Genomic DNA, 11,982 nt, shown 5'->3' on the forward strand with positions numbered 1-11,982 from the left:
CTGGCCCGACAGTGCTGATTTACTTGCAACTCTCGACTACTTTTTGACGTGCTCGGGAAAATCGTGTTCGTAGCGTTTCACAAGAGCATCCATATCTGCGGGAACAATATAGATCTTGCCGCGGATCGTTTTCGTTTCGCCGGGCTGCAGACCACCGAGACGAAAATCCGCGTGCAGACAGCGAATTACGCCTTGAAACAGTTCCTGATACGGTTCAAATGCGGACGCGAAAATCCAACGGTCATCAGCACTATAACAACCGATCAAGCCGTTACTCGGTACTTCTTTGCTTAAAGGCCTGGGGTTCACATCGGTGCGGGGTACATCCAGCGGACACCAGACCTGGCCCGGAATGTAGCGTGCTTCCGTGGCCCAGTTCCGGGTGGACATCAGCGCCGGTTTTCCATCCAGAAAGACAAACGATTTTTTGATGTAAGCATATTTATCATCCGTCGTCGCCTGTCCCAGACCGGTAAAATCGCCGACGCGAATGCAAGGTTGCGCCCAATGCACTTCCGAACGTCGGTTGGTCGGGTTGTGAGCCACCAGTTGAAAATCGACCTCATCGGACTTTGCCGTGATCGTGTGATGTACGGTGATGCCATCCGCAACAGTACACTTCAGCTTGAGAACGGTCTGATCTTCATTCAGCGAAAGCGTCTGTGTTTCATGTTTGACGACGGTATGTTTCCCCCAGTCGGCATCGGTCGAATTCGCGCGACAGTAGGCTTCCAGATAATTGATGGGAATTTTTCCGCCGGGAAAATGTGCGCCGTGAATATACAACATGTTATTTTCACGCGAGAGTCTCAGCCTGGTCTCCGCCGGTTTTTTCTCTGCTGATTTCTCACCGGCTCGGAGAGGTGAATCACATTGAGCAAAACAGACGCCGATCAAAACTCCCCACAGCAAAAGCGAATCAATGAGCGACTTCATCACTTCCTCCGATTTAAATAAAGGTGATTGATTATCAACTGGTGTCAATCATGTTCCATAGACCAATAAAAAACAACCGGCATGCGGAAAACACACCGGTTGTTCAATTGATTAATCGATTTCGATTTCATTCTCCGCTTACACGAAAGGGGTCACTCCGGGGGTCGCCACTTTGGGTTCCGGCAGAGACATTGCCATATCGTATTTCTCGGGAGAGAGATCTTCTTGCGAATTCATGGCCTGTTCCCAGGTAAGCGTCTTGCCCGTATAAGCAGACATGCGGGCGATGATTCCCATCATCGAACTGTTCGCCATGTATTCGCCGTTGTTAATAATTTCGCCGTTCCGCAATGCCTTGTACATGGCATCGTGTTCGAGTTGATGCATGTTGCCACGGCGGCGGCCTCCCTTCCAGGGATTCTTGCCTTCGATTTGATACTTCATCAATGTCGCTGTCCCTTCCGTACCCGCGACGGTATCAACAAACATGGAACTGCAGCCCAGTTGATGTCGCGTGGATGCCAGGAACTTCGCTCCATTGGCATACTCATACACGGTGCTGAAGTGATCAAAAATCTGGCCATAGTCAGACCCGGTCCGTGTTTGACGGCCGCCGGTACTGTAGCAGCGAACGGGGTACTCGCCCATGACCCACGACTGTTTATCCAGTTCGTGCACGAACTGTTCGGTGTTAAAATCGCCGGAGAGCCAAGTGTAGTAATACCAGTTGCGCATCTGGTATTCCATGTCGGACCATTCCGGTTTTCGTTTGACCATTTTGGCAACGCCGCCCAGGAAACGAATACTCTGCAGAGAAACAATATCGCCGATACCGCCATTATGAATTTTGTCGACCATCTCCTGCATGCCGGGTTCATAGCGCCAGCAGAGCCCGGAAACAATCGTCAGGTTTTTCTTCTTCGCTTCCGCTGTCGTTTTCAAAACCGAACGAATTCCGGGCGCATCAACGGCAACCGGTTTTTCACAAAAGACATGCTTGCCGGCATCGATACACGCCTTCAATTGCTGAGGGCGAAAATGCGGGGGTGTGGCCAGCAGAACCAGATCCACGCCGGAATCGATTAATTTCTGGTAGGCATCAAAGCCGACAAACTTATGTTCCGCGTCGACTTTCACGCGGTCCTGAACGTCGGTTTTCTTCAGATTCTGATAGCTTTGTTCGAGATGATCACCAAACGAATCCGCCATCGCCACCAGTTCCACATTGGGATCGGCCCGCAAGGTTTGAGCAGCGGCTCCGGTTCCCCGGCCTCCACATCCTACCAGACCGACTTTGATCAATTCCGAACTGGCGGCAAAAGCACCTGTGGTTAACGCAGGATTGATGACAAGCCCGCTGGTCGCCAACGCCAGGGATTGTTTCATAAATGTGCGGCGTCCCTGGGACGGCTGTTGATCGGCGGCAGATTTGGGCATGGGAAAAACCTTTCATTCAGAATAAAGCATTAAGTTTCATCTCTGGATTTAGCGAACTTTTTTCTGCAGAGTCCGCCAGTGGTAGGAGTCAGGGGGGAGATCATTTGAAGACAGAAACTTCTTAATGATCTTTATTTATTATCAACTCTCTTTCAGCCAAGAGCAAGAGCACGATCCATGCGTTCTGAAATATCCTGTAATCTTTGACGGTCGCCTCCTTTGACTTCCGCCGTCGCCCAGCCTTGAGTGTAACCAATCTCCTGTAACGCCTTACACACCGCTTGCCAGTCGCAGTCTCCCTCATTAATTTCGACCTGGAAGCCTTTCCAGAGCCCTTCATCCATCTGTTTTTTGCGGCTGTATTCTTTGATATCCAGTTTCCCGATCCGGGGCCCCAGAATCCGAATCCACTGATCGGGCCAGCCAAAGCGAACGACATTGCCGACATCGAAGTACACACCCGCCGCCGGGCTTTCCAGTTCATCAATGAAACGCGCCATCTCCAGCGGACTCAGCAGAAAATTATTCCACACATTTTCCACCAGCAGTTTGATTCCCTGCTTTTCCGCATAAGGCAGATGCTTCCGCAGCTTGGCCTGCTGCTGCTGATAAACGACATCGTACGGATTTTTCTCATTGACGACGCCTGCCACGACCAGCACACTCGTCCCGCCATAATATTTCGCCTGATCAATCGAATCTTTCAGTTCATCCCGGCTGCTGTTCAGAAAGCCGTGCACTTGAACTCCCGTGGCATCAATGGCTTTCCGGACTTCTTTCGGATCGACTTTTGTTCGAAAATGAATTTCTGTTCCGTCGAATCCCGCGTCTTTCAGCATTTTAAATTTATCGAGGACCGGCACATTTTCCGTAATCATCTGATACTTGACCGCTTTTTTGATTCCGGTTTTCGACGTCGCAGGTTGAGCATCAGCGGCGATCGAAAAAAGCGGTTGAACCACGCTGCCTGCCAGTAAAGTGGCCGACGCCTGCTTCAAAAATGTTCTGCGCGAAAACTGATCTTTAACATCAATAAATCGATGAAATAAATCCGGCATGACTCTGCTCCTGTGATCAGTTTTATTGATGAACGGTACTCGCTTTCACTTTGATCGAGCATACCGTGCTCCCGATCCGGTCGCAATTCAATCTGCTGTTTTTGACGCCGGTCCGGAATCGGCATTTTTCTTTTGAATCACCGTCACCGTCACACTCCCTTGATTGTCCGCCAGTTCATTCCAGGCATCATTCAGACGGAAATAAACCGTTCCCGAAACCGTCGCCATCCAGGTTGCGTTTGCCCCCAGAGGATACTCTTGCAGAATGGAACGTTGGTCGGGGTTACTTGCTCCCGGTTCCGGTCGGATCATCATGGTGAGTCGCCCTAAAGGCTGCCCTTTAAAATAACGGAAGCTGATCCCGTTCGCGGTACTTTCCCAGGGTTTCGGTTTTTCAGCCAGTGTAAATGTCCCTGCTGCGCGCAGCTCATAGGTACTGCCTTGATCGACGTGCATTCCGCTCGACTGCCAGCCATGATCGCTGGTGATCGTCGCGGTCGCAGAGGCATCCGGGTCGATCGGTAAGCCGGGGGCAAAGGCAATCGTTGCACGTTCAAAATCATAACCGGGCAGCAGATTCCGGGCGAATAACAGCCAGGCATCGTTAATTTCAGAAAAATCATCATCAATCAGCTGTTGAATTTTATGAGAAAACTGTGTCCCCTGCATGTGGCGTGGCAATTCACGAAACGGTTTTGCATAGTGAGGATGCTTGTCAAAAAACTGACACAGCGCCCATGACCAGGCATAGGCTTCGTTATTATTCACAAAATCAGCAGGTCCGAACTGCATCACTTCCAACATCGATTTCGGCGGCGCTGTCTGCACAGCCTCTTTGATGAGTGAGATCCTGCCTAAACCGGCGAAGTCATCTTTGTTATGGGGCATGACGTTAAACTGGATCTTGCCATCCTTGCCAATAGCGTGTGTTGCCATCGATTCCGCAATGCCTTCCAGATACCAGACCGGCGCGCCTATGTTTTCCATGATCATGCTGTAGCAGTGAGTGTATTCATGCAGCATCAAATGCCGCTGATAATAATTCTCGCTTTGCGCATCTATCCAGAATTGTGCCCCCAGATGACGGCCATTGATGATCTTCGGTAACGATTCAAGAATCACACCCGCTTTCTGGAACAGCTCCCGGTTCTGCATGATATAACCGGTCACCTGAAACTCTGTCCCTTCACGATCGGGAGGCAGGGGGCCAAAATAATCACCCAGAGCCGGATACGCCTGGTCGATGACTGCCGGGAGCGTCGCCGCTAATTCAGGGTCGATATCCGTATAAAGTTTTAACCGCGGCGATTCATAACAGTGAATCCCCAACAAAGCCAGGCGCTGATTATTGTGAATCGGTCTCTGATCGCTGGGGCGATAGAGGACTTCCGGAATTTTCTCAGCCGAAGTCTTCACGTCAGCAGTATTCTGATTTGAAGTGTGATTGACACCCGGTTTTGGTGATGAATTAACCGGACTGGCTGATGCTGCCTGAGAAGTTTTTTTAGAAGCAGCCTGAGAGATCGCGGATTCACTTGAAACGACGATTTCAGATTCGACCGGTGCCTGCGGCGCAGGCGATCCCGAACCGCAACCGGTGATCAGTAAACTGACCAGCGCGATCCCGCAATAAATTCGATAGCAACAACAATCTCTCATGAGGAACAAATTCTAAAATGGAACCTGCGGTTTTCTGATCGCGCTTGAATCGGGAATCCGGAAAAATAACGGTTCTCTTATTGTGACCAATTTACGATGCAGAGTCGAGTAACCTTTTCTTTCTCTGCCTGAGTTGATCATCAGCGTCATTTCAGGCAAAATGAGCCGGGCAGTCTTTCACTGGCTGCAGCGAACGAAAATTTGACCGAAAAAACGCACTGTTGTTCTTCTTACGTCAAAGTACGCCTGAATCTATGACTGTTTCTGCTCCTTTTTCCTCTGAGGGACCACCTCCATGAGTTCTTTTCTCTACAGCCTGAATGCCAGTACAATTCGTACAACTCCTCTGCTTGACAAAATCAGGATCACGGCAGAAGCCGGCTATCGCGGCATCGAACTCTGGTTTGACGAAGTCGAAGCATTTCTGGCTCAGGGGGGTGAACTGGAACGGATTTCCGCAGCCATTCAGGAATCAGGGCTGGCGATCCCCACGATGATCATGCTGCGTGACTGGTGGTCTGCGACGCCGGAAGAATATCCGGCTGTGTTCGACGCTTGTCTGCAACGCATCCGGCTGGCGGCGAAACTGGGAGCCGAATATGTGATCTGCTGCCCGCATCGCGAAAAACCGGACTATGATCTCGGCGCTGTGCGCTACCGCGAACTTTTGGAAGCAGGCATTGAAGCGGGCGCCAAACCGGCTGTTGAATTTCTGGGATTTGTGGAAGCGGTCACACGAATTGAAGACGCGTTGCAAATTGTCGAGAAATCGGGACACCCGCAGGCGACCCTCGTATTGGATCCGTTTCATGTGTTCCGTGGCGGCGGCTCAATGGAAACCATCGCCCAGCTCAAACCGGCACAGATTGCCATTTCGCACTTTAACGACGCCGTCAACAGCATCCCCCGCGAAAAACAGATGGACCCGGACCGCGTGCTGCCCGGTGACGGAGATTTCGATCTGACACGTTACTGCCGGCTCTTGAAGCAGATCGGTTATCAAAGCTGGCTCTCGCTCGAACTGTTCCGTGAAGATCTCTGGCAGAAAGATCCGCTGGCTGTCGCTAAGTTGGGACTCGAACGCATGCAGGCGATTGCGGAAAACGCGTAATCCCATTCTCGTCAGTCACGTTGCTGCGCGGCGATGAAATCGGCCAGTGTTTCCAGATTCTTTACAAAAACCTGCGTATCAATGATCGGCGTATTCTTCAAATCCGCAGATCGGATTTCGCCTTGCACCGTCCAGGCACCTTGCGCATTCAGCCCGTCAATCGCCGATTTCGCTTTGGCCGTTAATGAGGGTGTTAAACGCACGCGGCGTGTGGGAAATCGCATCGAAGCCAGTTTTTCGGGAGATGCCTTGAGCAGACTGCGATAACGGCTTTCCAGAGAATCGACTTTGGAATCAATAATGAAACCATAGTGCGTAGGTAAATCGTCCGACTCATAAGTCAGTTGATACTGTTTCGTGAAGTACAACGGGCGATTCGTTTTCAACTCATAAAAACGGGCCAGTTTTCCGTCAGGCAGTTCCGATTTCTTCAAATAAGCGAGCGCAGACGGGATCGGCTCCAGATATTTTTTCTCTCCCGAATAAATATAAATCTGCATCAGCGTCTTGATGATTCCCTGCGACTCACCGCCCGTCACAGACGGAGGTTCAAATTTTCGCGCCCAGGCAGGTTGCATTTTTTGATTGTACTGCTGCGCCCAGGCGGGTTGTGGTTCGGGCATTTGTGCAAGGATGATAAAGTCGCCCGCTTTCAAAGCCGCCTCGCGATAGCGGGGTTCCTTGTAAACATGATGCGCCAGAAACATCAGATCGACCAGATCCTCGATGGCATGGTCGTTGAACGTGTAATAACTCTGATATTTCTGTTTCGGAAACTCGCGCGGCCAACTTTCCGGATAACTGGATTTCAGCACGGGAAACTCTTTCGGATCGGGAAAACTCGAATAACGTTGAGGCCAACCTCCATTCGGGTATTGCGCTTTCAGAAACGAATCCAAAGCATACGTGACTGCGCCATGCAGGGATTGATTCTGAAACTTGAGTTCCTGATCGAGCAGAATTAAAAACTGTAGCGCGGCTTGCGACGTATTGTCATCAAATGTAGTGATGTTGCGTGCCTTGGCGCCACCCCCCTCAATTCGATACTGGGAATCTGCCCGGTTTTTAAAATCAATCGAATAAGACCAGCCCCCCGATTTCAATTGCCCCTTGATCAATGCATCAGCCGCGCCTTTGGCCGCCTCCAGCAGATACGGCTCACCCGTTTTCTGATAAGCGGTCAAATAAGCTGCGCCGACGGTGGGAGTCCCCGGAGGCTGCACCCAGACCGTCGAATCAGTAGCGCCCACTTCTCCTTCACGCTGTGATAAGTCCTGACTGTACTTCCAGAGATAACCGCCTGAGGTCGATACATCGCTCGTAAAAAAGTGAGTGGCTTTTTTCATCGCCTGCTTCGCATCGTCGATCGAGATTTCAGCAGACAGACATTGTTCAGAAGTTCCCCCCATGCAAACCGAACAGAGAAAAATCAGAAAATGGATTCTCGGACAGGTCAAAGAAACAGGCATTGCCGGAAATTCCTTAGCAGCAGGAGAAACAGGGACCGCAAAACCATTCCATCCTACAAAAAGCATGCTTCCAGTGAAAGCAAGTATTACTTAATCTCGTTCATAATAGGAGAAGGGGATTTTTCTATCAGGCACTCGCTTGCGTCTCAGGCAAATCTATGTAATGCTCATACCCATTTGAGAGATTCACCTAAGATTTTTCCGGAGAAGCGCTTATGTTGGAAAACTATCCTTTTGTGATATTAGGCATCGGTATCGCCGTCGTCATCGGCATGATCATCTTCCTGAAGATCAATGCATTTCTGGCGTTGATCACGGCAGCGATGGTTGTCAGCCTGCTGGGTCCCGAGTCTGCAGACGGAATTAATCGCATCAAGCGCGTTGCCATCGCATTCGGTGATTCCGTTTCCGGTATCGGAATCGTGATTGCGCTGGCTGCCATCATCGGCAAATGTATGATGGACAGTGGAGCCGCAGACCGGATTGTCAGAACGTTTCTGAATGCGCTCGGTGAAAAGAATGCATCACTGGCTTTGATGGGCAGCGGTTTCGTGCTGGCGGTTCCCGTTTTTTTTGATACGGTCTTCTATCTCTTAATTCCCCTGGCACGTTCGCTCTATCGCAGTACGCAACGAAATTATCTGATGTATATCATGGCGATTGCCGCTGGGGGAGCGATCACACACACACTGGTTCCTCCCACACCCGGTCCATTATCAATGGCCGACAATCTGGGAGTCGACCTGGGAAAAATGATTTTTGTCGGCATCCTGGTTGCACTGCCGGCTGCGTTTGCGGGCATCTTGTTTGCGATGTTTGCCAACCGTAAAATGAATATTCCCATGCGGGAAGTCGCCGAACATAAAGACCCCGATCCGCTGGAAGAACATGAACTCCCTTCACTGACTGTTTCTCTCTGCCCGATCGTATTACCCGTATTGATGATTACGGCCAACACACTGGTCGGTTCCCTGATTTCCAGTGGTGTCGGCCCGCAAGGTCTGCTGGAAAAAATCAGCCCGTTCACATCAATCATTGGAGATGCCAACTTTGCACTTCTGGTAGCGACGGCAATCGCACTCGTGATCCTCTTCCGTCAGCGAAAATTGACGCTGCTCAAATTAGGGGCCACCGTTGAAAATGCACTGATGAGCGGCGGTGTGATTATTCTGATCACAGCCGGAGGAGGTGCTTTCGGAAAAATGTTGACGGTCGCCCAAATCGGCCCCGCCATTCAGGCACAGTTCAGCAGCACGGATGGGAGTGCAACCGGAATGAGTTTTCTGTTTCTGGGATTTGGAATCGCGGCCTTATTGAAAGTCGCACAGGGTTCCAGTACCGTCGCCATGATTACCACGTCGGCCATGCTGGCGACGATGAATGTGAATACCGAACTGCTCGGCTTTGATCCGGTTTATCTGGCAACGGCAATCGGTGCCGGCTCATTGATTGGTTCCTGGATGAATGACAGCGGCTTCTGGATTTTCTGCAAGATGAGCGGTCTCACCGAAACAGAAGCGTTAAAATCCTGGACGCCGTTACTCGTTGTATTGGGCTTTACCAGTCTGGCGACAACGATTCTGCTCTCCATCGTCTGGCCGATGTCGTAGTTCCGTTTCCTGATACTTAACTTTACACAGCATGCAGCAGCGCATATTCTGGAGTAAGTGGTGTTTCGAAATTCGTGCCCTTCACTTTTTTGAAAACAGGGGATCCTCGTGTGAGTCAACTTTTTCCACAATGTGAAATCATTCCCCTTCCCGATTTTCAATTTTCTTTTCGCGTGAAAGGCAAAGAACGGCTCCGCTGGCACTACGATCCTAAATACTCGCGTCCGTTTTTTTATCCTCTGACCGGGCCGGCTGGCATTCCGTTAACGCGCATCGGACACCCTGGGGCTCCGAACCACGATCATCATCGGTCGGTCTGGTTTGCCCATCATCAGGTGCTGGGCATCAATTTCTGGGCCGAGAATACGGGGGCCCAAATTATTCAGAAACGCTGGCTCTCAATCGATGAACGAGAAGACGAAGCGATTCTGGCTGTCGAACTGGAATGGTTTGACGGCCACGACCCTCAGCCTCTGTTGCGGCAGGAATCGATTTCCGCCATCAGAACGAATGCGAACGATGAGCTGTTTTTAGAACTGCAATCCACGTTTTTCCCGACGGCAGAATCACTGGAATTTCAGAAAACGAATTTTGGTTTTCTGGCAGTCCGTGTTGCCAAATCGATTTCGAGTTTTTTTGGAGCAGGCAAGATTACAAACAGCCGCAAACAGGTGGGTGAGAAAGAGATCTTCGGGAAACCGGCGGAATGGATGGATTATTCGGGACCGGTTGCCCCGGATGTCAGTGAAGGCATTACCTATTTCTATCATCCTTCCAATCCGATTGCGGGATCAGGTGATGCCGTCTCCTGGCATGTGCGTGAAGATGGCTGGATGGGGGCCTCTCCCTGCATGCATGGCACGTTGGAAACAACTCGCAAGTCGCCGATAACATTTCGCTTCCTGTTGCAGGCGCACGCAGGGGAAATCAATCACGCTCAGGCAGAGGGGATCTATCAGGAGTTTGCTCAGAGTCAGCCTTATCAGCTGAAAAAGCCTGAACAGCGACATACCAGCGCCACTGTAACCAGAACTTCCTAGCGAGTGTGCGGTCTTACCAGACTAATTCAATACCGGCCGTGATCCCGTCGGTCGAGAATTTAGAGTTTTGCTGACGCACTTTGGTGCCTGTTGCGGGATTGGTCGAGGCACGGTCTTCATTGTAATCAATGATATCGTAGGCGCGTGAGATCTGACCAATATACAGGTAATCATAGCCGACGAAACATTTAAAGTGCTCATTCACGTTTACTTTCGCATAGAGCGTAAGCTGGAACGTCGGTGAAAATTCGTTGTTCTTCTCGACAGAAACGATGCGTGGATCAGTGGCCTCGAACAACTGCTCGGTGGCGACCTGGTTGGTGTTACGATTGAAACCGAATGTAAATTTCGGCTCCGCCCCGATTGAAAACCGACTGTGCTTGAATTCCGCGCGGGCACCAATGCTGGGACCGAACACACGATTCTCAACCTTAGAATAAATCTGCGTCGTACGGGGTGTCCCAATCCCACCACCGGAATCGACGCCAACCTGATTCATCGCTTCCTGCAGACTGATCACACGAAAACCGAATAACGGTTGCATGCGGAAACCTTCGCCGGGCAGATAGGGGTCTAAAATATAGTTGACCCCCGTACCAACCATTTCCGTATTCAGGTTGACCGAGTAGCTGGTATCGTAGACGTTGGTATTGGATGCCAGCTCACCGTTGATATTAAAGTTCGTGACAACCACCAGATCATCGGCAGGAATGGAATTGGTCTGTGTGGCAAAAATATCATTTGTCGGGCGGTTTGATTCGTTTTTAAAGAGACCCCAGACATTCCACTCCAGGCTGCCTTCCGGCAATGCAAACTCAAGCACGCCCCGCATCCCGTTGGTATCCATGGTACGGTCGATGTAATTCAAGGCAACACCGTTACCTCGCGCGATTCCGGTTGAACGGTCAAAAACGGCTGATGGTTCTGTCGGGTCAGAGTTACCCAGAATTGGTGCACTCAATAAAATATTATCAGGCCCTTCGATAGACCAGTGCAGATATTCCAACCGCAGTTTGGTACTGCGGAACACGTTTTTAATCGATTTGTCGATAGGTGAATCATAGGTCCACCCGCGATCCACGGGCAATTTACGAACAAGTGATCTTGAATACGTATTGACGCCCGAAAAGATTCCGGGATCGCCTCCATATTGCTCGTCGACCAGTTCTTCGTCACCTTGCATGACATAATCCATCGTGCCATCGTCGGCTGCTGCTATATTATTTTCGCCCACCGTTAATCCGGTAGCGTACAGCAACACCAGTAGTGCACTTAGTCTGAATGGAGTAATCATTATTACTTTCCAGGATGTGCGACTCATCGATTAAAACCTTGAAATATTTGGATCAAAACACACAAGAGTGTTATTTAAAACGAGACATTATTTATAGTTATGGAAGCAGGAAGTTATTCAGGCTGATTTGGCCATTAAATGTACCTCCGCCGGGATTGAACAGCAGGAAGGTATTGTTATTCCCGACAGTCGTCACATTCACAACGTTATTCACTCCGGTACCCAGTATCAGCGGTCCATTGGTCATGGCGTTGAATCCGACGGCCTGTTCGATAAAGCTATCGCCATCGAATAAGCCGATCTGGTTGTTATCGATGATGACAGAAGAATTGGTCGCATTTATCAGGTCAAAGAATATGCCTCTGCCT

At 50.3% G+C, this 11,982-nt stretch carries 10 protein-coding genes; 3 read left to right on the forward strand and 7 right to left on the reverse strand.

The genetic code is table 11. The annotated features are described in order from the left end of the window. Window positions 1-36 precede the first annotated feature (36 nt). The 4 genes from Q0294_RS19850 to Q0294_RS19865 form a co-directional block, all read right to left on the reverse strand. Entirely contained in the window at window positions 37-936 is a 900-nt protein-coding gene (locus Q0294_RS19850; protein WP_299468927.1) for a hypothetical protein, read from the reverse strand. Window positions 937-1,074: 138 nt separating this feature from the next. Continuing rightward, on the reverse strand, window positions 1,075-2,373 hold the full coding sequence (locus tag Q0294_RS19855; RefSeq protein WP_299468929.1) for a Gfo/Idh/MocA family oxidoreductase: 1,299 nt from the start codon (window positions 2,371-2,373) through the stop codon (window positions 1,075-1,077). 152 nt (window positions 2,374-2,525) lie between these two features. Then, on the reverse strand, window positions 2,526-3,431 hold the full coding sequence (locus tag Q0294_RS19860) for a sugar phosphate isomerase/epimerase family protein (RefSeq protein ID WP_299468931.1): 906 nt from the start codon (window positions 3,429-3,431) through the stop codon (window positions 2,526-2,528). Between the two features lie 87 nt (window positions 3,432-3,518). Continuing rightward, a complete protein-coding gene (locus Q0294_RS19865) occupies window positions 3,519-5,090 on the reverse strand; it encodes a hypothetical protein (protein ID WP_299468933.1) in 1,572 nt (523 codons plus the stop codon). A 295-nt stretch (window positions 5,091-5,385) separates the two neighbouring features. Between Q0294_RS19865 and Q0294_RS19870 the strand changes: the two genes are divergently transcribed. Continuing rightward, a complete protein-coding gene (locus Q0294_RS19870) occupies window positions 5,386-6,201 on the forward strand; it encodes a sugar phosphate isomerase/epimerase family protein (RefSeq protein WP_299468935.1) in 816 nt (271 codons plus the stop codon). An 11-nt stretch (window positions 6,202-6,212) separates the two neighbouring features. Here Q0294_RS19870 and Q0294_RS19875 read toward each other — a convergent pair whose 3' ends face one another. Continuing rightward, on the reverse strand, window positions 6,213-7,670 hold the full coding sequence (locus tag Q0294_RS19875; protein WP_299468937.1) for a pectate lyase: 1,458 nt from the start codon (window positions 7,668-7,670) through the stop codon (window positions 6,213-6,215). 215 nt (window positions 7,671-7,885) lie between these two features. On the opposite strand from Q0294_RS19875, the gene Q0294_RS19880 reads away from it, so the two are divergent. Both Q0294_RS19880 and Q0294_RS19885 read left to right on the forward strand, forming a co-directional pair. After that, complete coding sequence (locus Q0294_RS19880; RefSeq protein ID WP_299468939.1) at window positions 7,886-9,280, forward strand: SLC13 family permease; 1,395 nt, start codon at window positions 7,886-7,888, stop codon at window positions 9,278-9,280. Window positions 9,281-9,390: 110 nt separating this feature from the next. Continuing rightward, window positions 9,391-10,320, forward strand: a complete 930-nt coding sequence (locus tag Q0294_RS19885; protein WP_299468941.1) for a PmoA family protein — start codon at window positions 9,391-9,393, stop codon at window positions 10,318-10,320. A 13-nt stretch (window positions 10,321-10,333) separates the two neighbouring features. Here Q0294_RS19885 and Q0294_RS19890 read toward each other — a convergent pair whose 3' ends face one another. Together Q0294_RS19890 and Q0294_RS19895 are read right to left on the reverse strand one after the other, a co-directional pair. Next, a complete protein-coding gene (locus tag Q0294_RS19890) occupies window positions 10,334-11,614 on the reverse strand; it encodes a BBP7 family outer membrane beta-barrel protein (RefSeq protein ID WP_299468943.1) in 1,281 nt (426 codons plus the stop codon). A 97-nt stretch (window positions 11,615-11,711) separates the two neighbouring features. After that, window positions 11,712-11,982 (reverse strand): hypothetical protein (locus tag Q0294_RS19895; RefSeq protein WP_299468945.1); only part of this gene is annotated, 271 nt, incomplete at its 5' end.

Origin of the sequence: uncultured Gimesia sp. (assembly GCF_937919775.1) — a bacterium.
In the GTDB taxonomy this organism is placed as follows: Bacteria; Planctomycetota; Planctomycetia; order Planctomycetales; family Planctomycetaceae; genus Gimesia.

What these genes read in the sequence shown, in the direction of transcription:
- Q0294_RS19850 (WP_299468927.1), bottom strand. Translation starts at nt 936, where the DNA reads ATGAAGTCGCTCATTGATTCGCTTTTGCTGTGGGGAGTTTTGATCGGC.
- Q0294_RS19855 (WP_299468929.1), bottom strand. Translation starts at nt 2,373, where the DNA reads ATGCCCAAATCTGCCGCCGATCAACAGCCGTCCCAGGGACGCCGCACA.
- Q0294_RS19860 (WP_299468931.1), bottom strand. Translation starts at nt 3,431, where the DNA reads ATGCCGGATTTATTTCATCGATTTATTGATGTTAAAGATCAGTTTTCG.
- Q0294_RS19865 (WP_299468933.1), bottom strand. Translation starts at nt 5,090, where the DNA reads ATGAGAGATTGTTGTTGCTATCGAATTTATTGCGGGATCGCGCTGGTC.
- Q0294_RS19870 (WP_299468935.1), top strand. Translation starts at nt 5,386, where the DNA reads ATGAGTTCTTTTCTCTACAGCCTGAATGCCAGTACAATTCGTACAACT.
- Q0294_RS19875 (WP_299468937.1), bottom strand. Translation starts at nt 7,670, where the DNA reads ATGCCTGTTTCTTTGACCTGTCCGAGAATCCATTTTCTGATTTTTCTC.
- Q0294_RS19880 (WP_299468939.1), top strand. Translation starts at nt 7,886, where the DNA reads ATGTTGGAAAACTATCCTTTTGTGATATTAGGCATCGGTATCGCCGTC.
- Q0294_RS19890 (WP_299468943.1), bottom strand. Translation starts at nt 11,614, where the DNA reads ATGATTACTCCATTCAGACTAAGTGCACTACTGGTGTTGCTGTACGCT.